This window comes from Flavobacterium beibuense (assembly GCF_004151245.1).
Lineage (GTDB): Bacteria > Bacteroidota > Bacteroidia > Flavobacteriales > Flavobacteriaceae > Flavobacterium > Flavobacterium beibuense_A.
The window spans coordinates 13,131-36,876 of the sequence record NZ_JUIW01000012.1 but is presented as its reverse complement, the minus strand read 5'-3'; the positions used below and the strand labels follow the sequence as shown (position 1 = coordinate 36,876).

Here is a 23,746-nt window from a genome sequence, read left to right as displayed (position 1 = left end):
TTTAAACATGAAAACAATTACTTTTTATGTAATGGCATTACTATGCCTTATGGCCACCAAATTAAATGCGCAGATATTTGAGCGCAGGGTGAGAGAGATATCTACCAGTATTGAAGATATTTCTAAAGAGGAGAAAGACTCTCTTAAAATTGAAGTAGAAGCTGTAAATATACTCTTAGAAAAGAATGAGATAACAAAAGAGGAGGCAGATAAGAGAAAAATTGAGCTTGCTGAAAAGCGAGCAAATAATATAGAAACCCGTGTGGCGGTGGAAAAAGAAAAGCTTGATAAGCTTGTTCAGGACAAGGTAGACGGTAATATAGATGGAGGAGATGGTGCCTTATATGTTTATTATAATAAGGGTAAAAATTCTGATTGTAAGAACGATACCATTCATAGCATTGACTTCAGGAGAACCACTTCTCAGTTTCTGTTTGCTTTAGGTGTAAACCGTATGATTGTAGACGGCAAAATGGACAATGATAACTTTAAATGGAGATCAGATTTCTATGAATGGGGTATTGTTTTTAACAGCCGTTTATTAAAAAATAATAATCTTTTACATGCCAAGTACGGACTTTCGTTACAGTACAATAACCTAAGACCGGATGACGATAAGATTTTTGTAACAAACGGAGATAAAACTGTACTTGCAGATAGCGGGCTAAACATTGACGTAGCACGCCTTAGATATGTAAATCTTGTTATACCCGTACACCTGGAGTTTGATTTTACAAAGAAGAAAGTTGGCGACGTTCATACCTATTATCCTATATATGATAGCTTCAAGATAGGTATAGGTGGCTATGTAGGGGTAAATGTTAAAGAAAAGCAGATTCTTAAATATGAAGATGCTAACGGACATCAGGTAAAAGACAGGTTAAGAGGAGAATACAATGTTAGCGATACTACTTATGGACTAAGTGCTTATGTAGGTTACGGACAGGTAAGTCTTTATGCAAAGTATGATTTGCAGCCAATTTTTGCTAATAATGATGTTGATCAAAACAATTTATCACTTGGCATAAGATTTGATATTAATTAAAAAATTAGGGTTAGTTTTGTACTTCAAAAAGGGTGTTTCCAATTTTAGGGACACCTTTTTTTATGCTTAACAATTTCGTAATGTGTTCAGGGTTACGTGTTTTCCGTAATTTAAAATGTATTTTTACGTAATTGTAATAATAAAAACCATTATTGTTAGTTTTGCATAGTAAATCTAAAATTTAAATAGTTATGCCAATTGACAGACACACCGGAGAATTTATCAACCTTAGCGAGGCAAAAACATTAGCCCATGATTTTCAAAACGATTTTCCGTCTTCACACAAATGTTATTATTTAGGAGCAGAGAAACTTCAGGAGCTTTTGGCTCAGGAAGGCTGTATGGGTATTCGTATTTATCGTGCATTAGATAAAACAAGAGGAGAAGAAACCCTTGTTTTAGTAGGAGTAAATGCAGAATGTAAAGACATGACCGATGGTAAAATACTTGATAGGGCAAAACCATGTCCTAATTCATGTGATAGTGCAAGCGGTTTGATACTTTAAAAAATTAAAAAAGCAGTCAGGAATTTTCTGGCTGTTTTTTATTGATATAAGCCTATGCTGTCTTTTTTTTATCTTTTTTTTGAGAGTTGTTATCCCATTATTGGGGTGATAATATTGTATTTGATATATAAAAGAAAAACTAGGCCAAATCATAAAAAGGAGATATTAGCGATAAAACCATATTTATGGCTACTTTTTTTATCTAGTGTTTATGAAGAGGTGGTTACTGGTTTAATAAGGTTTCCTGCAGCCTATTTTATTACGGCTTATACTTTATTTGAGTTTTTGGCATTAACCTATTTTTTTTATAATATTTTGAATATAAATAAAAAAATAATGGGTTTCTGTATAAGCATCTTTGTTTTGTTTTTTTTCTTTAGTCTGCAATACTGGAATTTAAACGATTACTTGGTTTTAGCAGGTTATCATTTGGCTTTAGAAACAATAATTATTTTTACTTACAGTTTTTTGTGGTTTAAAGATTTGTTTAAAAAAGCAGAAGTTGTTTCATTAACAAAATCACCCTCTTTTTATTTTATAATTGGCAATGTATTATATTTTGCCGGCTGTGTTTTTCATTTTCTACTAATAGATGTTATTTATAAGTCATCAGGAGAAATTAGTAAGTATTGGTTTATTACATTGGTGTTAGGTTTTATAATGAGGATGCTACTTTTGATTGGAGTTTTAAAAGGGACTGAAAAAAAGTAGAGATGAAAGATTTTCTAATCATATCTGCTATAATAACAAGTATGATTCCTCTTATAATACTATTTTTTCGTAAACCGGATTCAGGCTTTACAAAAGAGTTTCAGGCTGTAAAACCCTATTTATGGCTTATGTTTATTGGGGCTTTTTATGAGCTTGTGTTTACAAAACTTTTAAAAATTCCATCTGCATATTGGTTTACAGCCTATGGGTTTCTTGAATTTTTAGCCCTTTTCTACTTTTTTAAAAAACTGTTTATTGACAGATACAGGTTATTCTTTATAGTTTTTTTTCTGATTACTTTTTTTTGTTTTCTAACTATTCTGAAATACTGGGAAATGAATATTAGCCAAAAACTTGATGGTTATTTTTCAGTTCCTGTTTCATTATTTGTTTTTAGTTCATCGTTTTTATGGTTTAAAGAACTTTTTGAAAAACCAGACATTCAATCGTTGTTCAAAATACCTTCATTTTATTTTATTAGTGGTTTGATTCTTTATTTTGCAGGTGCAGTTTTTGTTTCCCTTTTAATTTATGAAATAGGAGTCGTTACTCACCTTGCAAGAACTTACTGGATGGTTTTTGTCGTAATGGCTATAATAATGCATATTATGATGGTAGTAGGCGTTTGGAAAAGGACTGAAAAAAAATGAATATAAAAGAGATACTTCCTTTAATCGCTACAATTTTAGCTTTTAGTCCATTGACAATAACTTTCTTTAGAAAAACTAATCCTTGTTTTAATTACGAAATGCTAGCGATAAAGCCTTATTTGTGGTTAATATTTATAGGTGCTTTTTATGAGCTTATTTTTACAAGTTTTTTGAGAATTCCATCTGCCTATTGGTTTACAGCATATACCTTTTTGGAGTTTTTAGCCCTCTGGTACTTTTTTAGGGAGTTATTAGGTTTAAGGTATATGTACTTTTTTAAAGGAACTATGTTTATTGTAATAGTTGGCTTTTTAATTATACTGTACTATTGGGAATATAATATTCATACGACTTTAGAGGCTTATCTTTTAGTGCCTATATTACTCTTTGTTTTTATTTCATCGTTTATTTGGTTTAAAGATTTGTTTAATAAGGAGATAATTTCATTATGGATAATTCCGTCTTTTTATTTTATAAGCGGTTTGATAATCTATTTTTCCGGAGGGTTTTTTATATCATTATTGTATGATCAGTTAAAAATAATAACAGGTCTTTCTGAAACTAATTGGTTAGTTTTTGTTAGTGGACTTATTATTATGTATATTATGATAACAATAGGTGTTTGGAAAGGAACTGAGAAAAAGCCGTAATTAAAATTGTGTTAAATACACGATTATTATTGTATTTTTGGGGTACAAAGCAATTACCTGTTTTGTAATCTTAGAATACACACACTATGAAGGGAACGGGGGAAGAAGTAGTATCTTTATTTTATATCGGTACAGCTATAATGCTGTTTTTGGCATTTGGGCTGTTATTTATTGTTGTAACTTATCAGAGGCATTTTTTCAGGATGAAACGTAAGGAAGCCGAAAACATGCTTAAAGTAAGTCTTGAAAGTGAAAAAAATGAAAGGGCACGTATAGCTGCCGATCTTCATGACGGAGTTTCGGGTGATTTAAGTGCCATTAAAAATTACCTGAGTGTACTGGCAAAAAAAGAGTCGGAAAACAAGGAGATTTTTGATGAGATTCGCGAAGGGGTAGATGCTGCCCTGCAAAATACACGTGCCGTGTCGCATAACCTTATGCCACCACTATTAGAAACAGAAGGGCTTGTGCCTGCACTTAAAGGTTATCTTGAAAGTATAGGGGCAAAAGCTCAGATTTATTTTGAGGTTACAGCTAACGGAGCAGTGGCGTTACCGGCATCGGTAGCTTATCAGCTTTTTAGGGTGTTGCAGGAGTTAACTACAAATATGGTTAAGTATGGTAATGTTTCTAAATGTGATATAAATATAGCTTTAAATAAAGAAGCCCTGACTATAGATATAACAGACGACGGAACTCCGTTTAATTTTAGGGAGAATCTGGCTAAACCGAATGCCAGCGGACTTAAAAATATCAATTCGCGCCTGCATGCTGTAGGTGGGGTAATAGTTCAGGAAGAAGAAAAACAAGTGGGTAACCATTTTACCATAACACTAAAAAATGTAAACAATGCTTAAGTTAGCTCTTGTAGACGATCATAAGCTTTTCAGGAAAAGCCTTGCAGCCCTTTTAGGCACTCTGGAGGGGGTTGAGGTGATTTATGAAAGTGATAGTGGTAAAGACTTCCTTTCATTTCTTAAAGAGAACAAGGATGTGGATATTGCTCTTCTTGATATTCAGATGCCTGAGATGGATGGCTATACGCTTTGCGGAAAGGTGCTTAATACGCACGATACCATTAAGATATTAATGATATCGCAACTGTCAAGCAAAGAGACCATAAGGCACGTAATGCAAAGTGGTGCACATGGTTTTGTAACTAAAAATTCTGAACCCGAACAACTTGAACTGGCAATCCGTAATTTAAATACTACCGGTTTTTATCTGGGTCCTGAACTGGGATCGGTACTAAAAGATCTTATGTTGTTTCAGCAGGGAGGAAACGAACTGCAGCCCGACAGTGACTTTTTAAGTGACAGGGAAAAGGAGGTTATTCGTCTTATCTGCCGGGGAAAAAGCTCTGCTGAAATAGCCGAAGAACTTTTTATCCATCAGCGCACTGTAGAAACCCACAGGCAGAGGATGATCAATAAAGTGGGAGCCAAGAATTTTATTGGCGTTATAGTATTTGCCTTAAAACACAACCTGCTTGATGTTGAGGATTTAAGCTAGTATTTAGCAATTTCTTTTTTGTATCTTTAAGTAACTAATTATCAGCTTTATGTTTTATTCAAAAGATAGAAAGTTTGGTTATTTTACAGGTTTAGGAGCGATAGTTTTACTTCTTCCTGCCTTGGTTTGTACTTATATGTATAATATGGATATGTTTAAGGCTAACGGAAGTCTTGTTTTTGCTATGGCGGATAAAGACGTTGAAAACTGGCGTTATCCTCTTCCTTTTGAGAGAAAGTATGCCACTTATATTATTGATGCTGATAAAGAAAGGAATAAAGACAAGTTTAAAGAAGCCAGAGAGTTAATTCATACACTGGCTAATACTAGTGATACAATTAATGGTGTAAGGTTTGATTTTGCTAAAGGATCAAAATACAGTAATCTTATTAAAATGATTACTATCTGTCATGAAGAAGATATTGATTTTTTTATGCTTTTGGATAATTCTTTTTATGTGATTTCCGAGCTTTCTTCCTCAGAAATTAAAAAAGAGAAAGATTGGTTCAAAGAACGGTATTCTGGATATACTATGGATTCGGAATAGGGCATACCTAAATTGCTTTTTAGTAATTAAATAACAACTGTTTATGGGGTGTTTTTATAAAGTTGTAACTAACTTTATAAGAACTATTCTTACACTATGAAAATTCTTGTAACAGGTACCACAGGTTATATTGGGAAAAGATTGATTCCGTTTTTGCTGGAAGCAGGTCATGATCTGGTGTGTTGTGTAAGAGATCTTAACAGAATTCCCGAACAGTTTAAAGATCAGGACACCATAACATTTGTAGAGATAGACTTTCTCGTTTATTCTACAGGTGTAAAAATTCCTAAAGATATAGATGTGGCCTATTACCTTATGCATTCCATGTCGGCTTCAGATGATTTTGAAAAGCAGGAACTCGCCTGTGCCTATAACTTTATCAGTTATGTAAAGGATACTTCATTAAAACAGGTTATATATTTAAGCGGTATTGTAAATGAAGATGTACTTTCCAAACACCTGCGATCCAGAAAACAGGTAGAACAGGCGCTGGGCGGGGGTAAATATGCCTTAACCGCTTTCAGGGCAGGTATTATTGTAGGAAGTGGTAGTGCATCGTTCGAGATTATAAGGGATTTGGTTGAAAAACTTCCGGTTATGGTTACGCCTAAATGGCTTAATACAAAAACACAGCCTATAGCAATAAGAGACGTATTAAGTTACCTTTCTAAAGCAGCGGGAGATGAAAGGCTTTACAATAACAATTATGATATATATGGTCCCGAAGTACTGACCTATAAAAAAATGCTTCTCATTTTTGCCGAGGTACGCGGACTTAAGCGCTATATTATCACTCTTCCGGTAATGACACCTAAATTGTCATCCTATTGGTTGTATTTTGTCACTTCCACTACTTTTAAGCTTGCAGCATCTCTTGTGGATAGTATGAAAATAACCATTGTGGGCCGTTCTAATAATCTTGGTAAGATGTTGAATGTTCATCCCATAACGTATAGGGAAGCAGTGGAGAAAGCTTTCCAAAAAATAGAGGAAGACGCTATACTTTCAAGTTGGAAAGACTCTATTATAAGCGGCCGTTTTAGTGAAAAGATCTCTAAGTATATTACCATTCCCAAATATGGTTGTTTTAAAGATATAAAATCACGTAAAGTTGAGAATGAAGAAGAGGTGCTAAACAGGATATGGGCTTTAGGCGGATATACGGGATGGTATTACGGTGACTTTTTATGGAAGGCTCGTGGCTTTTTGGATAAGATGTTTGGTGGTGTAGGATTGCGAAGAGGAAGGACCCATCCTTCTAAAATACAACCGGGCGATGCGCTCGATTTTTGGCGCGTACTTTTTGCCAACAGAGAAGAGAAACGTCTTTTACTCTATGCGGAGATGAAATTACCGGGTGAAGCCTGGCTGGAATTCAGGATAGAGAAAGGTAAGCTGTGGCAGCGCGCTGTTTTTAGGCCTAAAGGGTTATGGGGCAGATTGTACTGGTATTCTGTACTGCCTTTTCACTATTTCATTTTTAACGGAATGATAGACAGCTTGGTGGCGAAGGAATAATAAAGATATTTTATATCTTTAAGTTTGGTTACAATTCTTTGTAACTTTACACCCCTTTAATATTTGACCAAACCTTGATTTCACAAAGTACCATAGATACTGTATTTGAGACTGCCCGCCTTGAGGAGGTTATAGGTGATTTTATAAACCTAAAGCGTGCCGGTAGTAACTTTAAGGGGCTTAGTCCTTTCAGTAACGAGAAGTCTCCTTCATTTATGGTATCTCCGGTGAAGCAGATATGGAAGGATTTTAGTTCCGGTAAAGGGGGGAACGTAGTTGCCTTTTTGATGGAACACGAACACTTTTCGTATCCGGAAGCAATCCGTTATCTAGCAAAAAAATACAACATAGAAATCGAGGAGACCGAGCAGTCGCAGGAACAGAAGCAGGAAGCTAATGAAAGGGAGAGTATGTACCTGGTTTCTGAATTCGCGCAAAAATATTTTCAAAGTACATTATTAAATACCGATGAAGGGCAGGCTATAGGTTATTCTTACTTTAAGGAAAGAGGATTTACTTCTGAGACGATTAAAAAATTCGGATTAGGATATTCTCCTGAAGAATGGGATGCTTTTAGTAAAGAAGCCCTGGGTAAAGGATATAAACTGGAATATCTTGATAAAACCGGACTAACGATAGTTAGGGAAGACGGCAGGAATGTAGACAGGTTCCGTGGTCGTGTTATGTTTCCTATACAAAGTATGTCGGGCCGTGTTTTGGGTTTCGGTGGGCGTATTTTGACTAACGATAAAAAAGTAGCCAAATACCTTAACTCTCCGGAAAGTGATATTTACCATAAAAGTAAAGTACTGTATGGTATTTACCATGCCAAACAATCTATAGCAAAGCTTGATAATTGTTACCTTGTAGAAGGGTATACCGATGTTATACAGCTAAACCAGGCAGGTATAGAAAACGTTGTGGCTTCATCAGGAACTGCCTTAACACCCGATCAGATACGTCTTATAAACAGGCTTACCAAAAACATTACCGTGCTTTTTGACGGCGATGCCGCAGGTCTTAGGGCTTCCATCAGGGGTATAGATCTTATTCTTGAAGAAGGGATGAATGTTAAGGTATGTACTTTTCCTGACGGGGAAGATCCTGATAGTTTTGCCAAAAAATCATCTTATGAGGAACTGACCGAATACCTAAGCAGTAACGCTAAAGACTTTATACAGTTTAAGGCTTCGTTACTTATGGATGAAGCGCAAAACGATCCGGTAAAAAAGGCAGGACTGATAAGGGATATAGTAACCAGTATTTCGAAGATACCCGATAGGATTCAGCGTGAGGTATACATACAGGAATGTTCCCGAATTATGGATATATCAGAGCAGGTGCTGGTAAGTACACTGGCTCAGTTAGTGCAAAAGGATATTACTGATGCCGGTAAAAAGCAGAAAGAGGAGCAAAAGGCAAAAGCAATGCAGCCTGTGGTTGAGGAAATGCCGGAAATAAAACAAAGTGCAGATGATCTTTCGGGTATAGAATATGAAATTGTAAAAGCGCTTCAGCTTTATGGCGATATGGAGTGCGAATTTAAGAACATATATACTAAGTTCGATGAGTATGGAGAGGAGGCCACTTTTACCGAAGTACAGGCCTGTAAAGTGTATGAATGGATTTACTTGAATCTGCAGGAAGATGAAATTGAATTTACTCAGCCTACCTTTAGTGCGCTTTTAAAGCAGATGATTGAGATATATCTTAATAAGGAAATCAAACAGGAAAACTTTATAAACAATTTCTCGGTTGATTTGCAGGGGCTGGTGTCAGATATTTATATGGAAGATGATAAATATCTCCTTAGCGGATGGGAAGATAAGCAGCAAATACCCGTTAAGATGAAAGATATGACTGTAGAGGAACACGTGACACAGATTATTTTTGATTTAAGGTCCCGACTTATCAAAAAACTTATTCATGAGCTTATGGCGCAGGTAAAGCCGGAACCTGAGGCAGACAACAGAGATGTTATGCAGGATATAATGGATTACACCGAACTTAACAGAAACGTACTTAAACGTATTGAACGAATACGTACCACATAGGTAATACAATATCAGGGCAGCTTTTTATAGTTGCCTTTTTTATTTCTATATGTTATAAGGTGGTTTGTGGGTGGGTGTAGTAATGTGGGTCCTTTGTAAATATGTTTTAGTGGGGGTTAAACTATTTCCAGGGTTTTAGCTTTGTTTACTAAGTCTACCAGATTAGTAACGTGCAGTTTTGTAAGCAGTCTCAGTTTGTAGGTGCTTATCGTTTTTTCGTTCAGGTCAAGCAGCTTTGCAATCTCTTTATTCTTTTTTCCTTCGCTAAGATAACGAAGTACTTCAATTTCACGGGAAGAGAGTTTTCTGTAGAGCCTTTCCGATTTTTTTCCTTTATTAAGAAGCGCAAGATTTTTCTTTACCAGTTCGCTGAAAACAACTTCTCCCTTAACAACTCTTTTAATGGCATTTTCAAGGTCTTCCATCCTGGCGTTTTTATGCACGTAGGCAGAAACACCGGCTTTTAAGGCATTAGGGGCATATATTTGCTCAGCAAGATTAGTAAAAATTATAATCTTGGTTTCGGGATAATCTTTTACGAGAGATTTTACCGAGCTTATACTCGTTAGTCCGTCTAACTCCAGGTCAATAATGGCGGCATCAACAGTCTTCTTTTTTAATACGTCCATGAGGCCGTCAAGATTGTTTACCACCCCTGCAAAGCTGATTTCCGGATTTTCGCTAAAGTACGCTTTCATTCCATAGTGTACTACAGGATGATTATCCGCTAAGCATAGTTTAATCATAATTGCTATTTTTTGAGTTAAAACCTACAGTAAAGTTAGCAATTAAAATCTTATTAAAATCTTAAAGTATTGTGAATGAAAGAATTTTATTTCAAATTTGGCGGAATTTCACAAACCGGTATTGGGTTCATTTTATGCTGGTTTATGGAATTGAGTCTTAAATAAATGTTAAAAACTTCTTTTTCCCTTCCTTCAAACTCGTCATGCTTTCTTCCTTTTTCGACTTGGCGCATTGCCCATTCCAGTTCGTCATAACTTGCCCCTAACTGATCCTCGTCACTTCGGTCATCACCAAAGAGGCCATCGGTAGGTTTTGCGGTAATAATGCTTTGCGGAACCTTAAGGTATCTGGCCAGTTCACGTACTTCCGATTTCATTAAATCGGCAATAGGGCTTAGGTCTACACCACCATCGCCGTATTTTGTAAAGAAGCCCACGCCAAAGTCCTCAACCTTGTTTCCTGTGCCTGCAACCAGCGCACTGTTTATACCCGCAAAGTAATAAAGAGTAGTCATTCTTAATCGCGCCCTTGTGTTAGCAAGGGTCAAATCCTGCAGGTACTGATTCTCAGTCTCAGGAACCTCTTTTCTAAAAGTTTCAAAAACCGGTGTCAGGTCGGCCTCTGCCGAAGATACATTATCAAAACGTTCCTTTAGCTGCTGTATGTGCTCCCTGCCTCTGCTTACCTGGCTTTTTGCCTGGTGAATTGGCATTTCAACACAAAGGGTAGGCAGTCCGGTTTGTGCACATAGTGTTGAGGTAACTGCTGAGTCGATACCGCCGGATATTCCCACAACAAAACCCTTAACTTTTGCGTTAGCTGCATAGTCACGCAGCCAGTTTACAATATATTCGTTAACAGTTTCGGTTTTAAATTTATGGGTTGCCATGATTACTCAGTATTTGGTTTAGTAATGTATATTTGCACAAAAATAATTTATAAAAGTAAATAATCCCAAACCGGGACTTTAATACAAAGACAAATTATGAAGAAATATTTCCTGTTTTTACTTTTTCCGTTGCTTTTAGTTTCATGTAAAGATAAAAATGAAGCAGAGGCTGCTATTGCCGGTGTTGATGTGGGAGAGGTTAAGATAGTACGATTTGATGATGTGTTTTACAATAGTAAGCCTGAAGATTTGCCAAAGCTGAAACAGGCTTATCCTTTCTTTTTTCCTCAAAATTTCCCCGATTCTATTTGGGTTAGTAATATGAATGATCCTTTTATGCGTCAGCTAAAGGAGGAAACAGATAAAGTGTTTCCTAATATGAATGCTTTACAGGATGATATGCATTCGCTTTTCCAACACATGAAATATTATTTTCCTGATACCAATGTGCCGGAAGTATTCACAATAATATCCGATGATGAAAACCAAAGGGCTGTTTACTCGCCGGAAGTAGTTGCTATACCTATTAACCTGTATTTAGGTAAGGATAATAAATTGTACGACGGCTTGCCGAGCTATCAGGTGCAGACTTTTGAGCCTAACCAGATAGTGCCGGATGTGGTTTCGTCTTTTGCTACAAACTATATCGCAGTACCAAAGGATAGGACATTTCTTTCTATTATAACTTATTTCGGTAAGGAACTTTACTTAAAAGATTTGCTGATACCAAATACTACAGATGCTGCAAAGATGGGATATACTGAAGAGCAGGAAGCATGGGCTGAAGAAAACGAGTCGGAGATATGGCGTTATTTTGTAGAGAATAAAGTTTTGTTTGATACTAATGCCAAACTTGCAGACCGTTTTGTGAATCCGGCGCCTTTTTCTAAGTTTTATCTAGAACTTGATAATGAGTCTCCTGGTAGGCTTGGTGTGTGGATAGGCTGGCAGATTGTAAGGTCGTACATGGAAAATAATAAAGATGTAACTTTGCAGCAGCTTTTGGAAACAGACGCCAAAACAATATTTGATAATTCTAAATACAAACCCAAAAAATAATGTCTAAGAATACACTTAAATCTGAAATAAAAATAAACGTTGAGCTTGATGAAAACAGGGTGCCTGAAACACTATACTGGACTGCGCGTGACGGTGGTGTTGCCAATCAGGAGTCTAAAGCGATGATGCTTTCTGTATGGGATAATAATAACCAGGAGAGCATGCGTATCGATCTTTGGACCAAAGATATGCCTGTTGATGAAATGAAGGTTTTCTTTCACCAGACTTTAGTGTCTATGTCGCATACTTTTGAGCGTGCAACGGGAGATAAGAAAATGAGTGAAACCATGAGGGATTTCTGCGATTATTTTGCCGAAAAGCTGGAACTTAAAAAAGACTAATTATAGAGCGGCCTAGGCCGCTTTTTTTATTTATGTATAGAATACGTTTATATAAGCAGGAAGATTGTAACGAGGTAGTGAGCCTTTTTTATAACACTGTACATTCGGTAAATAAAAAAGATTATACTACTGAACAGCTCGACGCATGGGCACCTGCCGATTTAGATTTTGAACGATGGAACAGGATACTTTCTCAAAACTATACCATTATTGTAGAAAAGGAAGGTGTTATTAAAGGTTTTGGTGATATAGATGCTACAGGGTATTTTGATCATCTTTTTGTGCATAAAGATCATCAGGGACAGGGGATTGCAACTCTTATTAAAGAGAAAATAGAAAAGCATGCCCTGGATGCGAATATGCAAAGGGTAACCGTAGCAGCATCAATAACGGCAAGACCTTTTTTTGAAAAGCATGGCTATACTGTTCTAAAAGAACAAAGGGTAGAGCGCAACGGACAGACGCTTATCAATTATTTTATGGAAAAGTTCCTGTAGTTATATAAAGTCGTTATTACTGAAAATAGACTGGTTTACATCGTCTATATATTGTAATAATGTGTCACGGCCTGTACCTTCGGTAGATGAGGTTACAAAATAATCAGGCATTTCTTCCCAGTTGTTTGCCAACAGCTGTTTTCTGTAAGCGGCAATATGCTGTTCTATCTTACCACGGCTTATTTTGTCGGCTTTTGTGAATATGATGCAAAAAGGCACTTGTGTTTCTCCCAGGTAATTAATGAATTCAAGATCTATCTTTTGGGCTTCAAGTCTTATATCCACAAGTACAAATGCACAAACAAGTTGTTCGCGCTTTTCAAAATATTCGGTAATGAACTTTTGGAAAGTCTGTTTGGTCTTCTTAGATACCTTAGCGTAACCATATCCGGGTAAATCCACTAAAAACCAGTTGCTGTTTATTTTAAAATGGTTTATTAGTTGTGTTTTTCCGGGCTTGCCTGAAGTCTTTGCCAAATTCTTGTTGTTGGTAAGCATGTTTATCAGTGATGATTTCCCAACATTAGACCTTCCTATAAAAGCATATTCAGGAAGGGGTTCCTTAGGGCATTTGCTTACATCGGAGTTACTGATAACAAATTCGGCAGTATCTATCTTCATTTTTAAAATTTTTTAGCCACGAATTACACAAAACTTCACAAATTTAAATATAAATAAGTGAACGGGTGTAATTCGTGGCTTATATTAAGTCCGGGACTGTCCGGTTATTATCTTGTTTACTTAAATGGAGGCTTTTTTAAGCCATTCGTGCATTAACCTGTTAAACTCGTCCGGGTGCTCCATCATAGCGGCATGTCCGCATTTGTCTATCCAGTATAGCTCAGAGTTTGGTAATAATGAATGGAACTCTTCTGCAACCTCAGGAGGTGTAACCTTGTCGTTCTTTCCCCAGATAATACAGGTAGGTACGTGCATCTTAGGTAAGTCGGCAGCCATATTATGCCTAATGGCGCTTTTGGCTATGGTTAATGTTTTTATCAGCTTAAGCCTGTCGTTTGCCGTTTGGAAAACCTCGTCTACAATTTCTTTAGTGGCAACCGCAGGGTCATAAAATACGTCTTCGGCTTTCTTTTTAATATAATCGTAGTCGCCTCTTCTCGGGTAACTGTCGCCCATAGCACTTTCATAAAGACCAGAGCTTCCTGTTATAATAAGACCAAGCATTTTTTCAGGATACATTTTGGTATGGTAAAGTGCAATGTGGCCTCCTAAAGAGTTGCCCAGCAATATTACCCTCTCAAATCCCATAAACGTAATAAAGTCCTTTACCCATTTTGCAAAGGCTTTTACATTGGTCTTTAAAATGCTTTGTGTGTATATGGGTAATTCAGGAATAACAACTTTATAGCCTTCCTTAGGGAAGTATTTTGCAACACCGTCAAAATTACTAAGGCCTCCCATAAGTCCGTGTAGTATAATGATAGGGGTGCCTTCACCGGCTTCAAAATAACTGTATTTACCTTCTTTGTTGGTGGTATGCATGTTAGATTTGTAACAATTTCAAATATGCACAAATATATAATATTATAGGTAATATATGAGACTAATTTTTTGCTATGCAGGCATATTTTACAGGGAAGCTTTTGTTTGTGCTATTTTTACTACATAACTGCTTGATTTTGAATTGAAAATGTTAAAAACTTATTCTTTTTTCAGATTTTTAAATTTTTTCATTCTGAATGTTAAGTTATCTTAAAAAATTAAAATATTCTCAGCATATTTTTCTAAAAGCTAAAATTTATTTAAACATTATAAATCAGCTTACTGACTTAATTTTCCCGTGGTGGTTGTAAAGTGGGTAAAACTTATTAACAAAGTGGTATAAAGTGGTAATAAGTGGTAAATATTTCCATATATTTGCTATAAAACAATCCAAAACGTAACTGCTTGAATACCATTGTAGGGACATATGAATGTAAGGTAGATTCGAAGGGGAGGCTGATGATTCCTGCTTCTTTGAAGAAGCAATTGCATGCCGGTCTTGAAGATGGTTTTGTTTTAAAACGTTCGGTTTTTCAGCCATGTCTTGAATTGTATCCAATGGAAGAATGGAATAAAATGATGCAGAAAATAAATAAGCTGAATCGTTTTGTGAAGAAGAATAATGATTTTATCAGAAGGTTTACTGCCGGAGTTAAAGTCGTGGAGATAGATGCTGCCGGAAGATTATTGATATCAAAAGACCTTGTTGGTTTTGCGGGTATTGATAAGGAGATTGTTCTTTCTTCGGCGGTTAACATTGTGGAGATTTGGGACAAAGATAAGTATGAAAAATCAATAGACGACACGGCTCTTGATTTTGCTGATCTTGCAGAAGAAGTAATGGGGAATTTAAATGATGATGACGATGGAATATCATAATCCGGTTTTGCTTAAAGAAACTGTGGACGGACTCGATATAAAACCGGACGGAGTGTATGTGGATGTCACCTTTGGTGGTGGTGGGCACTCCAGGGAGATAATGAGGAGGCTCGGGCCAAAGGGAAAGCTGTTCGCTTTTGATCAAGATGAGGATGCTCAGGCTAATATAATAAAGGATGACAGGTTTACACTGATTCCTGAAAACTTCAGATTCTTAAAAAGATACCTGAGGTTTTATGGTATTAAGGAGGTAGATGGTGTTCTTGGAGATTTTGGCGTTTCTTCTCATCAGTTTGATGTGGCAGAGCGTGGTTTTTCTACCCGTTTTGATGCCGGGTTGGATATGAGGATGAATCAGAAAGGAGCGATAAGCGCCTATAATGTGGTGAATGAATATGATGAGCAGCAACTTAGAAAAATGTTCTTCGAGTACGGTGAGCTTAAAAACGGAGGTGCATTGGCAAATACTATAGTAAATGCCAGAAAGGAAAATCCGATAAAAAGTACCGATGAACTTAAAAAGGTATTAGGTCGATTTTTGCCGGCTCATAAAAGCAATAAGATACTGGCGCAAATTTATCAGGCTATACGTATTGAGGTGAATGAGGAGATAGATGTGCTGAAGGAGTTTTTAGAGCAAACCTTAGAGGTGCTTAAACCGGGTGGGAGACTGAGTGTGATTTCATACCACTCGCTGGAAGACAGGTTGGTTAAACGCTTTATAAGAAACGGAATGTTTGAGGGAGAGCCTGAGCGTGATATGTTCGGGAATTTTGAAGTTCCTTTCAAGGCAATAGGAAAGCTTATAGTGCCTACGGAAGAAGAGATTGAAATAAATAACAGGGCAAGAAGTGCAAAGCTGAGGATAGCAGAAAAAGTATAAGGTATGAAAGGCGGGGTATATAGTTTATTAAAAGCGAAATATCTGGTAGATGAAGGGTCTATGAAAAACTGGCTCTTTATAGTGTACCTCATTCTGGTGGCTATGCTGATGATTGCAAACGGACACAATTACATACAAAAACTGTACAGGATTGCTGATCTGAAAGATGAGGTTAAAGAGCTGCGTTCGGAATTTGTAGATATGCGCTCGGAACTGATGGAGTTGAAAATGGAATCCACAGTTTCTAAAAAAATGGAGTTGAGAGGGATTTACCCGTCATCAGTTCCGCCAAAGAAAATAAAAGTTTACAAAACGGAAGAGTAATACAACAAAAGGAGATGGGTAATAAAGACAAACATATCTCTTACAGAATATACCTGGTAGCCTTCGCAATTTTTGTGATGGCTATTCTTGTAGTTGTAAAGCTTACCAATATACAGTGGGTAGAAGGGGAATATTACCGCGAACTGGCTAAAGAGCGTACAGTTAGGGAAATTACCATACCGGCAAACAGGGGTAATGTGTATTCGTCTGACGGAAGTCTTTTAGCTACATCTATACCTAATTATGATATAAGGTTTGATGCGTTGGCGCCTAAGCTTACTGATTTTAATGAAAATATTCGTCCGTTGGCAGATTCACTTTCGGTAATGTTCGGGAATTCGTCATCCTTCTATTATGAGAAGCTAAAAAGGGCACGTAATAATAAAAACAGGTATCTGTTTATTGCAAAAGGCCTTAGTTATACAGAGTATATGCGTCTTAAAAGCTTTCCGCTTTTTAATAAAGGGGCTTACAAGGGAGGTATTATTACTGAGCAGCGTACCATTAGGGAGCATCCTATAGGAAAGATTGCAAAAAGGACTATTGGATATGACAGGCTGGATCATCATGGTAATGAACGTGAAGTAGGTATAGAAGGTGCTTTTGCAGAATATCTTGATGGTAAGGATGGAAGGCAGATGATGCAGAAGATTGCAAAAAGCCAGTGGAAGCCGATAAGTGATGAAAATGAGATAGAGCCTATAGATGGTTGTGATATTGTGTCTACAATAGATGTGTACATACAGGATATAGCGCACCACGCACTGCTTAAGCAGTTGGAATACTATGAGGCAGATCACGGTTGTGTGGTGGTAATGGAAACCAAGACCGGTTATGTTAGGGCGATATCTAACTTAGGCAGGGCCAGTGATGGTTCTTACTACGAAACAGTAAACTATGCGGTGGGCGAATCGCAGGAGCCGGGCTCTACATTTAAGCTTGCAGGTTTGATTTCGCTGCTTGAAGATAAAAAAGTAGATACGAGTCAGGTATATGATACCCACGATGGTGTGGTAACCTATTATAAAAGAAAAGTACGTGACTCCCATAAAGGTGGTTATGGAAAAATAACGCTGGCAAGAGGATTTGAGTTATCGTCCAATACAGTAATGGCACAGGCTATTTATGATAATTATAAAGATAACCCGCAACAGTTTGTAGATCATCTTAACAGTTTTGGGTTAAACAAAAGGCTTGGGGTATGTATTAAGGGTGAGGGGAGGCCAAAAATACCGCAACCGGGAGATAAGTCCTGGTCGGGATTATCACTTCCCTGGATGGCATTTGGTTATGAAGTCTCTATGACGCCATTACAAACACTAGCTCTTTATAATGCAGTAGCTAATGACGGCGAAATGGTAAGGCCGCTTTTTGTTCAGGAAATAAAAGAGTGGAACAAGACCATAAAGAAGTTTGATAAAGAAGTAATAAACCCTAAGATATGCTCTCAGGAGACAATAGATAAGGTAAAAGCGGTTCTTGAAAATGTGGTAAAAAAGGGTACAGGTTCAAAACTGTATTCAAAAGATTTCTCCATGGCAGGAAAAACAGGTACCGCACAGGTTAACTATGGTAAGGGTAAGGGTAGAGATGACGGAATGTATTATTCATCATCATTTGCAGGTTATTTCCCTGCAGATAACCCTAAATATTCCTGCATAGTGATAATACACAGGCCAAGTATCAATAAGGGTTATTACGGAGCCGATGTGTCCGGGCCTGTATTTAAAAGGATAGCACAAAAGATATTTACCGATGTGCCTTCCACAAACCAGATTGATAACCTTGACAGACAGGTTAAAAAACAGGAAGATTTGTATGCATCTTATTATACTAAGGCGCAAACAGAATATAAGTCAATACCTAATACACTTGGTATGAGTGGTATGGATGCCGTAGCCCTTTTAGGTAATATGGGGCTTAAGGTTAAGGTAATTGGCACAGGAAAAGTAAAAAAACAATCGGTGGCTCCGGGACAGCCATATGTTAAAGATCAAACCATAATACTGGAATTATCGTCGTGATGGTATTAAAAGACATATTATACAAAACCTCTATTGAAGCCGTAAAGGGTTCTACGGATATTTCTGTAAACAAAATAGAGTTCGACTCCCGTCTGGTAGGCAAGGGAGATGTTTTTGTAGCCATAAAAGGAACGGTTTCAGATGGGCATGAGTATATAGATAAGGCAATAAGTCAGGGAGCTGTAGCAATAGTTTGCGAAGAGATTCCTGATGAGCTTATAGGAAATGTTACTTATGTGCTGGTTAAAAAAGCCAACAAGGCACTGGCTTTTATGGCGGCTAATTATTATGGTAATCCGTCGCATAATGTTAAGCTGGTAGGTATTACCGGTACTAACGGTAAAACCACTATTGCCACATTACTGTATCAGCTGTTTAAAAAAGCTGGATATAAGGCCGGATTACTTTCTACAGTTAAAATACTGGTTAACGATAAAGAATATAAGGCGACACATACCACTCCTGATTCTCTTACCATAAACAGGTATTTAAAGGAAATGGAGGAAGCAGGTGTTGAATACTGCTTTATGGAAGTGAGCTCACACGGGATTCACCAAAAGAGAACTGAGGGGCTTGAGTTTGTTGGTGGGATTTTTACAAACCTTTCTCACGATCATCTTGATTATCATAGTTCGTTTAGCGAATACAGGGATGTTAAGAAGTCCTTTTTTGATAAGCTTCCTAAATCGGCTTTTGCACTTACCAATATAGACGATAAGAACGGTTTGGTAATGCTGCAGAATACGGTAGCAAAAAAGCTTACTTATGCCTTAAAAACCTATGCCGATTACAGGGCACAGATACTGGAAAGCCAGTTTACAGGATTGTTACTTAAAATAAATGAGCAGGAAGTATGGGTTAAGCTTATAGGAACATTTAATGCTTATAACCTTTTGGCAATTTATGCTGCGGCTATCAACTTAGGGCTAGAGGAAATAGAAGTGCTTCGCCTTATGAGTGAGTTGGAAAGTGTCTCAGGTAGGTTCCAGTTTGTGGTGTCTGATTCTAAAATAACAGCTATTGTAGATTATGCCCACACGCCTGATGCGCTTGAAAATGTTCTAAAAACGATTGAAGATATAAGAACCCGTAACGAACAGCTTATAACTGTTGTGGGTTGCGGAGGTGACAGAGATAAGATGAAGCGCCCGGTAATGGCAAACATAGCTTCGGCAATGAGTGACAAAGCCATTTTTACTTCGGATAACCCAAGGAGTGAAGTGCCGGAAGCGATTATTGAGGATATGGAAAAAGGTGTAGAGCCTCATAATTATAAAAAGACCCTTGCGGTTGTAGACAGGAAACAGGCTATAAAAATTGCCTGCCAGCTTGCCAACCCTAACGACATCATTCTTATAGCGGGAAAAGGCCATGAAACCTATCAGGAGATAAATGGCGTTCGTCATGATTTTGATGATATGAAAACAGTAAAGGAAATTTTAAAAGAACTAAACAAATAAGCGATAAGTATGCTATACTATTTATTTGACTATTTAGATAAACATCTTAATGTACCGGGAGCGGGGGTATTTCAGTATATCACTTTCCGTTCGGGTATGGCAGTTATACTGTCGCTGCTTATCTCTACTGTTTTTGGTAAAAAGATTATCAACTTCCTGAGAAGACAGCAAATAGGTGAAACTGTTCGTGAGCTTGGTCTTGAAGGCCAGGCACAAAAAGCAGGCACGCCAACGATGGGAGGGCTTATCATTATCATGGCTACCCTTATTCCTGTAATCCTTTTGGCAAAGCTTGATAATATCTATGTAATGCTGCTTATAGTTACCACACTTTGGATGGGTACTATCGGCTTTATAGACGATTATATTAAAATATTCAAGAAAGATAAAGAAGGTCTTAAAGGAAGGTTTAAAGTAGTTGGCCAGGTAGGTCTTGGACTTATAGTAGGTTATATACTTTATTTCCATCCGGCAGTAACTGTAAGGACAGATACTTCTAAAGTAAATATTTACAGTACAGAACAAATGGCTTCTAATGCAGGACCTCGTGAAGAGAAATCTACGGCTACTACCATTCCATTCTTTAAAAATAATGAATTTGATTATGCCGAGATCCTTGCGTGGACAGGCGATAACTATAAAAACTATGCATGGCTGATTTTTATTCCTGTGGTGATATTCATCATTACGGCGGTATCTAACGGAGCTAACCTTACCGATGGTATAGACGGGCTTGCGGCAGGTACATCGGCTATTGCGGTACTCACCCTCGGGATATTTGCATTCGTTTCGGGTAATATCATTTTTTCCAATTACCTCAATATAATGTACATCCCCAACTCGGGAGAGATGACGGTGTTTATTTCGGCCTTTGTGGGGGCGCTTATCGGTTTCCTTTGGTACAATACCTATCCGGCATCTGTATTTATGGGAGACACAGGAAGCCTTACCATAGGCGGTATAATAGCAGTACTGGCTATTGCGGTTAGAAAAGAGTTGCTTATACCGGTTTTATGCGGAATATTTTTAGCAGAAAACCTGTCGGTAGTACTGCAGGTGGGCTACTTTAAATACACGAAGAAAAAGTATGGGGAAGGCAGGCGTATTTTCCTGATGTCGCCACTACACCATCACTACCAGAAGAAAGGGTATCATGAAAGTAAGATTGTAGCGCGCTTCTGGATTGTAGGGATACTATTAGCAATATTCTCACTGGTTTCATTAAAACTTAGGTAAGTATGAGGTTAGTAGTATTAGGTGGCGGAGAAAGCGGTGTAGGTACCGCAATCTTAGGAAAGAAAAAAGGATATGAGGTATTTGTGTCTGATTTCGGAAAGATAAAAAACAACTATAAAGAAGTTCTTGCACTTAATAAACTGGAATGGGAAGAGGAAAAGCATACTGAGGAACTTATCCTTAATGCCGATGTTGTAATGAAAAGCCCGGGTATACCTGATAAGTCGCCCATAGTAAAGCTGCTTAAAAAGAAAGGTGTTCCTGTAATATCAGAAATTGAGTTTGCAGCAAAATATATCGATTTGCAAACCGTGGGAATAACGGGAAGTAACGGGAAGACCACCACAACAATGTTAACGCATTACCTTCTTAAACAGGGAGGATTAAATATGGGGCTTGCCGGAAATGTAGGTAAAAGTTTTGCCTGGCAGGTTGCAGAGAATAAACACGAAGGCTATGTGCTTGAACTAAGCAGTTTCCAGTTGGACGGGATAGAAACATACAGTCCTAATATAGCGGTAATAACAAACATAAGCCCGGATCATTTAGACAGGTACGATTATAATTTTGACCTGTATATAGAGGCAAAGTTCAGGATTACCATGAACCAGACTAAGGATGATTTCCTTATTTATGACGCCGATGACGAGGAGATTAAAAAGTGGCTTGATAAGAATAAGATAAAAGCCAAAAAAATACCTTTTTCACTTACAAAAGAAGTTAAAGGGGGAGTATATGTAAAAGAGAATAAGATTATTTCAACCATCAATAAAGAAGAATTTACCATGCCGATAAACGAATTATCATTAGAAGGAAAGCACAATGTAAAAAATGCTATGGCAGCAACTGCAGTAGCACAGCTGATGCGTATCAGGAAAGATACGATTAGGGAGAGTCTTTCCAACTTTCAGGGTGTTGAGCACCGTTTGGAGAAAGTACTTAAAATACAAAATGTACAGTATATAAACGACTCTAAAGCGACCAATACCAATGCAACGTTTTTTGCGCTGGACAGTATGACTACACCAACAGTTTGGATTGTGGGTGGTGTTGATAAAGGTAACGATTACGATGAGCTTATGCAGTTAGTAAGAGAAAAGGTAAAAGCTATTGTATGTCTTGGTGTGGATAATCAGAAAATAATGAACGCCTTCAGTAATGTGGTAGACGTGATGGTTGAGACCACAAGTATGACCGAGGCGGTAAAGATTGCACAAAGCCTGGCAGAAAAAGGAGATACAGTATTGCTTTCTCCGGCATGTGCAAGTTTTGATCTTTTTGAGAATTATGAAGAACGCGGAAAACTGTTTAAGGCAGCCGTGCAGAATTTATAAAACCTGCCTTTTGTAAAGGCAAAAACAAAGAGTAATGAGAGAATTAATCAATAGCCTGAAGGGAGATAAAGGTATCTGGTCATTTGTAGTACTACTGGCCCTTATATCGTTCATGCCGGTTTTCAGCGCAAGTGCAAACCTTGTGTATGTAATCGGTAAAGGATCTACTATAGGTTATCTGGTTAAGCATTTGGTGCACATTTTTATAGGCTTTGCGCTTATTTATTTTGTTCACAAAGTGCCTTATCATTACTACAGGGGGCTATCCCAGATAGGATTGCCTATAGTAGGTCTCTTGTTGGTGTACACCTTTTTTCAGGGTACTGTTATAGACGGTGCTAACGCCAGCCGCTGGATAAAAGTACCTTTTATTGGGGTCACCTTTCAAACATCGGCACTGGCATCTATAGTGCTAATGGTGTATGTGGCGAGGTACCTTGCTAAGATTGAGGATAAGGAAATAACCTTTAAGTCATCGTTCATTGAATTGTGGATTCCGGTATTTATAGTGCTTGCACTAATACTTCCGGCTAACTTCTCTACCACGGCTCTTATATTCAGCATGGTTTGTATGCTGGTATTTGTGGGGAGATATCCGTTAAGGTATCTGGGTACTATAATAGGTATGGGAGTAGCTATGTTGGTGTTCTTTGTTGTATTTGCAAAGGCTTTTCCAGATGCAATGCCTAACAGGGTTGATACCTGGATTTCGAGGGTTGACAGCTTCTTTTCAGATAAGCCTAATGAAGACGATTACCAGATAGAGAAAGCAAAAATTGCAATCGCTACAGGAAAGATTAACGGATTAGGCCCAGGTAAGAGTGTACAGAAGAACTTTCTACCGCAGTCATCGTCCGACTTTATCTTCGCGATTATCGTTGAAGAGTACGGGTTGATAGGTGGGATAGGAGTATTGTTTCTGTATCTAATGCTGTTTTTCAGGTTCCTGGTATCGGCACATAAGGCCAAGACACTCTTTGGTAAGCTGCTCATTGTGGGGTTAGGTTTTCCTATCATCTTTCAGGCACTTATCAATATGGGAGTTGCTGTAGAACTGCTTCCGGTAACAGGACAAACCTTACCGCTTATCAGTAGCGGAGGTAGCTCTATCTGGATGACCTGTATAGCAGTAGGCATTATTTTAAGCGTAACCAAGAAAGATGAAGAAATAGAGCAGGAAAGGCTGGAGAAAGAAGAGCGTGAAGAAGCCCTGCAACGAATGATAGACAAGCATCTGGAAGAGGAAGGCAAGGAAAGAGAAGAAGAGGCAGAACGAACATCGGCTGCTTTTTCCATAGAGGATGGAACGAAAAACCCAATGCATGCAGTAATGGGTAAACCATAAGTAAGAGATCAAAGATTAAAAAGATAAATAGT

Annotated in this window: 25 protein-coding genes; 21 read left to right on the top strand and 4 right to left on the bottom strand. The window is 37.6% G+C overall.

What is annotated here, in order from left to right; translation table 11 throughout:
- The first annotated feature begins 7 nt into the window (after positions 1-7).
- The 10 genes from NU09_RS15810 (at position 8) to dnaG (ending at position 9,193) form a co-directional block, all read left to right on the top strand.
- Positions 8-1,045, top strand: coding sequence for a hypothetical protein (locus NU09_RS15810; protein ID WP_129752281.1), 1,038 nt, complete (start codon positions 8-10; stop codon positions 1,043-1,045).
- Positions 1,046-1,236: 191 nt separating this feature from the next.
- Entirely contained in the window at positions 1,237-1,551 is a 315-nt protein-coding gene (locus tag NU09_RS15805; protein ID WP_129752280.1) for a hypothetical protein, read from the top strand.
- A gap of 120 nt (positions 1,552-1,671) precedes the next feature.
- Positions 1,672-2,262, top strand: coding sequence for a hypothetical protein (locus NU09_RS15800; protein WP_129752279.1), 591 nt, complete (start codon positions 1,672-1,674; stop codon positions 2,260-2,262).
- Between the two features lie 2 nt (positions 2,263-2,264).
- Positions 2,265-2,912, top strand: coding sequence for a hypothetical protein (locus NU09_RS15795; protein WP_129752278.1), 648 nt, complete (start codon positions 2,265-2,267; stop codon positions 2,910-2,912).
- Positions 2,909-3,562, top strand: coding sequence for a hypothetical protein (locus tag NU09_RS15790; RefSeq protein ID WP_129752277.1), 654 nt, complete (start codon positions 2,909-2,911; stop codon positions 3,560-3,562). The genes NU09_RS15795 and NU09_RS15790 overlap by 4 nt, the downstream gene beginning before the upstream one ends.
- A gap of 86 nt (positions 3,563-3,648) precedes the next feature.
- Positions 3,649-4,419 (top strand): sensor histidine kinase, encoded by a 771-nt coding sequence (locus NU09_RS15785; RefSeq protein ID WP_129752276.1) that lies wholly within the window; start codon positions 3,649-3,651, stop codon positions 4,417-4,419.
- On the top strand, positions 4,412-5,074 hold the full coding sequence (locus NU09_RS15780; protein ID WP_129752275.1) for a response regulator transcription factor: 663 nt from the start codon (positions 4,412-4,414) through the stop codon (positions 5,072-5,074). The genes NU09_RS15785 and NU09_RS15780 overlap by 8 nt, the downstream gene beginning before the upstream one ends.
- Before the next feature lie 49 nt (positions 5,075-5,123).
- Positions 5,124-5,621: a hypothetical protein gene (locus NU09_RS15775; protein WP_129752274.1), complete on the top strand. Its 498-nt coding sequence runs from the start codon at positions 5,124-5,126 to the stop codon at positions 5,619-5,621.
- Positions 5,622-5,717: 96 nt separating this feature from the next.
- Positions 5,718-7,139, top strand: a complete 1,422-nt coding sequence (locus NU09_RS15770; protein ID WP_129752273.1) for an SDR family oxidoreductase — start codon at positions 5,718-5,720, stop codon at positions 7,137-7,139.
- Positions 7,140-7,213: 74 nt separating this feature from the next.
- Complete coding sequence (gene dnaG, locus NU09_RS15765) at positions 7,214-9,193, top strand: DNA primase (protein ID WP_129752272.1); 1,980 nt, start codon at positions 7,214-7,216, stop codon at positions 9,191-9,193.
- Positions 9,194-9,309: 116 nt separating this feature from the next.
- Here the strand turns inward: dnaG and NU09_RS15760 are convergent, their stop codons facing one another.
- On the bottom strand, positions 9,310-9,939 hold the full coding sequence (locus NU09_RS15760; protein WP_129752271.1) for a response regulator transcription factor: 630 nt from the start codon (positions 9,937-9,939) through the stop codon (positions 9,310-9,312).
- An 86-nt stretch (positions 9,940-10,025) separates the two neighbouring features.
- Positions 10,026-10,829 carry an NAD(+) synthase gene (nadE, locus tag NU09_RS15755; RefSeq protein ID WP_129752270.1) on the bottom strand — a complete coding sequence of 268 codons (804 nt, stop codon included), beginning with the start codon at positions 10,827-10,829 and terminating at the stop codon, positions 10,026-10,028.
- 96 nt (positions 10,830-10,925) lie between these two features.
- Between nadE and gldB the strand changes: the two genes are divergently transcribed.
- From gldB to NU09_RS15740, 3 genes are read left to right on the top strand one after another with little or no spacing between them, the layout of a single operon-like run.
- Positions 10,926-11,888 carry a gliding motility lipoprotein GldB gene (gene gldB, locus NU09_RS15750; protein WP_129752269.1) on the top strand — a complete coding sequence of 321 codons (963 nt, stop codon included), beginning with the start codon at positions 10,926-10,928 and terminating at the stop codon, positions 11,886-11,888.
- Positions 11,888-12,229, top strand: coding sequence for a gliding motility protein GldC (gene gldC / locus NU09_RS15745; protein ID WP_129752268.1), 342 nt, complete (start codon positions 11,888-11,890; stop codon positions 12,227-12,229). Before gldB ends, gldC begins: the two co-directional genes overlap by 1 nt.
- Before the next feature lie 32 nt (positions 12,230-12,261).
- A complete protein-coding gene (locus tag NU09_RS15740; RefSeq protein WP_129752267.1) occupies positions 12,262-12,726 on the top strand; it encodes a GNAT family N-acetyltransferase in 465 nt (154 codons plus the stop codon).
- On the opposite strand, the gene yihA is transcribed toward NU09_RS15740, so the two are convergent.
- Together yihA and NU09_RS15730 are read right to left on the bottom strand one after the other, a co-directional pair.
- Positions 12,727-13,347, bottom strand: a complete 621-nt coding sequence (gene yihA / locus NU09_RS15735) for a ribosome biogenesis GTP-binding protein YihA/YsxC (RefSeq protein ID WP_129752266.1) — start codon at positions 13,345-13,347, stop codon at positions 12,727-12,729.
- A gap of 120 nt (positions 13,348-13,467) precedes the next feature.
- Positions 13,468-14,229, bottom strand: coding sequence for an alpha/beta fold hydrolase (locus NU09_RS15730; protein ID WP_129752265.1), 762 nt, complete (start codon positions 14,227-14,229; stop codon positions 13,468-13,470).
- Between the two features lie 405 nt (positions 14,230-14,634).
- On the opposite strand from NU09_RS15730, the gene mraZ reads away from it, so the two are divergent.
- The 8 genes from mraZ to NU09_RS15690 are packed head-to-tail and all read left to right on the top strand — an operon-like array spanning position 14,635 to position 23,714.
- The gene (gene mraZ / locus NU09_RS15725) at positions 14,635-15,108 is read left to right on the top strand and encodes a division/cell wall cluster transcriptional repressor MraZ (RefSeq protein WP_129752264.1); all 474 of its coding nucleotides are present in this window, start codon (positions 14,635-14,637) and stop codon (positions 15,106-15,108) included.
- Positions 15,083-15,991, top strand: a complete 909-nt coding sequence (gene rsmH / locus NU09_RS15720; protein WP_207209783.1) for a 16S rRNA (cytosine(1402)-N(4))-methyltransferase RsmH — start codon at positions 15,083-15,085, stop codon at positions 15,989-15,991. Before mraZ ends, rsmH begins: the two co-directional genes overlap by 26 nt.
- Before the next feature lie 3 nt (positions 15,992-15,994).
- Positions 15,995-16,315, top strand: coding sequence for an FtsL-like putative cell division protein (locus NU09_RS15715; RefSeq protein WP_129752263.1), 321 nt, complete (start codon positions 15,995-15,997; stop codon positions 16,313-16,315).
- 14 nt (positions 16,316-16,329) lie between these two features.
- Positions 16,330-18,339, top strand: a complete 2,010-nt coding sequence (locus NU09_RS15710; RefSeq protein ID WP_129752262.1) for a penicillin-binding protein — start codon at positions 16,330-16,332, stop codon at positions 18,337-18,339.
- Positions 18,336-19,799 carry a UDP-N-acetylmuramoyl-L-alanyl-D-glutamate--2,6-diaminopimelate ligase gene (locus NU09_RS15705; protein WP_165357706.1) on the top strand — a complete coding sequence of 488 codons (1,464 nt, stop codon included), beginning with the start codon at positions 18,336-18,338 and terminating at the stop codon, positions 19,797-19,799. Before NU09_RS15710 ends, NU09_RS15705 begins: the two co-directional genes overlap by 4 nt.
- Positions 19,800-19,808: 9 nt before the next feature.
- Positions 19,809-21,035, top strand: coding sequence for a phospho-N-acetylmuramoyl-pentapeptide-transferase (mraY, locus tag NU09_RS15700; RefSeq protein ID WP_129752260.1), 1,227 nt, complete (start codon positions 19,809-19,811; stop codon positions 21,033-21,035).
- A gap of 2 nt (positions 21,036-21,037) precedes the next feature.
- A complete protein-coding gene (gene murD, locus NU09_RS15695) occupies positions 21,038-22,369 on the top strand; it encodes a UDP-N-acetylmuramoyl-L-alanine--D-glutamate ligase (protein ID WP_129752259.1) in 1,332 nt (443 codons plus the stop codon).
- A gap of 34 nt (positions 22,370-22,403) precedes the next feature.
- A complete protein-coding gene (locus tag NU09_RS15690) occupies positions 22,404-23,714 on the top strand; it encodes an FtsW/RodA/SpoVE family cell cycle protein (RefSeq protein ID WP_129752258.1) in 1,311 nt (436 codons plus the stop codon).
- Positions 23,715-23,746: the final 32 nt, after the last annotated feature.

What these genes read in the sequence shown, in the direction of transcription:
- NU09_RS15810 (WP_129752281.1), top strand. Translation starts at nt 8, where the DNA reads ATGAAAACAATTACTTTTTATGTAATGGCATTACTATGCCTTATGGCC.
- NU09_RS15805 (WP_129752280.1), top strand. Translation starts at nt 1,237, where the DNA reads ATGCCAATTGACAGACACACCGGAGAATTTATCAACCTTAGCGAGGCA.
- NU09_RS15795 (WP_129752278.1), top strand. Translation starts at nt 2,265, where the DNA reads ATGAAAGATTTTCTAATCATATCTGCTATAATAACAAGTATGATTCCT.
- NU09_RS15790 (WP_129752277.1), top strand. Translation starts at nt 2,909, where the DNA reads ATGAATATAAAAGAGATACTTCCTTTAATCGCTACAATTTTAGCTTTT.
- NU09_RS15785 (WP_129752276.1), top strand. Translation starts at nt 3,649, where the DNA reads ATGAAGGGAACGGGGGAAGAAGTAGTATCTTTATTTTATATCGGTACA.
- NU09_RS15780 (WP_129752275.1), top strand. Translation starts at nt 4,412, where the DNA reads ATGCTTAAGTTAGCTCTTGTAGACGATCATAAGCTTTTCAGGAAAAGC.
- NU09_RS15775 (WP_129752274.1), top strand. Translation starts at nt 5,124, where the DNA reads ATGTTTTATTCAAAAGATAGAAAGTTTGGTTATTTTACAGGTTTAGGA.
- NU09_RS15770 (WP_129752273.1), top strand. Translation starts at nt 5,718, where the DNA reads ATGAAAATTCTTGTAACAGGTACCACAGGTTATATTGGGAAAAGATTG.
- NU09_RS15760 (WP_129752271.1), bottom strand. Translation starts at nt 9,939, where the DNA reads ATGATTAAACTATGCTTAGCGGATAATCATCCTGTAGTACACTATGGA.
- nadE (WP_129752270.1), bottom strand. Translation starts at nt 10,829, where the DNA reads ATGGCAACCCATAAATTTAAAACCGAAACTGTTAACGAATATATTGTA.
- gldB (WP_129752269.1), top strand. Translation starts at nt 10,926, where the DNA reads ATGAAGAAATATTTCCTGTTTTTACTTTTTCCGTTGCTTTTAGTTTCA.
- gldC (WP_129752268.1), top strand. Translation starts at nt 11,888, where the DNA reads ATGTCTAAGAATACACTTAAATCTGAAATAAAAATAAACGTTGAGCTT.
- NU09_RS15740 (WP_129752267.1), top strand. Translation starts at nt 12,262, where the DNA reads ATGTATAGAATACGTTTATATAAGCAGGAAGATTGTAACGAGGTAGTG.
- yihA (WP_129752266.1), bottom strand. Translation starts at nt 13,347, where the DNA reads ATGAAGATAGATACTGCCGAATTTGTTATCAGTAACTCCGATGTAAGC.
- NU09_RS15730 (WP_129752265.1), bottom strand. Translation starts at nt 14,229, where the DNA reads ATGCATACCACCAACAAAGAAGGTAAATACAGTTATTTTGAAGCCGGT.
- rsmH (WP_207209783.1), top strand. Translation starts at nt 15,083, where the DNA reads ATGATGATGACGATGGAATATCATAATCCGGTTTTGCTTAAAGAAACT.
- NU09_RS15715 (WP_129752263.1), top strand. Translation starts at nt 15,995, where the DNA reads ATGAAAGGCGGGGTATATAGTTTATTAAAAGCGAAATATCTGGTAGAT.
- NU09_RS15710 (WP_129752262.1), top strand. Translation starts at nt 16,330, where the DNA reads ATGGGTAATAAAGACAAACATATCTCTTACAGAATATACCTGGTAGCC.
- mraY (WP_129752260.1), top strand. Translation starts at nt 19,809, where the DNA reads ATGCTATACTATTTATTTGACTATTTAGATAAACATCTTAATGTACCG.
- murD (WP_129752259.1), top strand. Translation starts at nt 21,038, where the DNA reads ATGAGGTTAGTAGTATTAGGTGGCGGAGAAAGCGGTGTAGGTACCGCA.
- NU09_RS15690 (WP_129752258.1), top strand. Translation starts at nt 22,404, where the DNA reads ATGAGAGAATTAATCAATAGCCTGAAGGGAGATAAAGGTATCTGGTCA.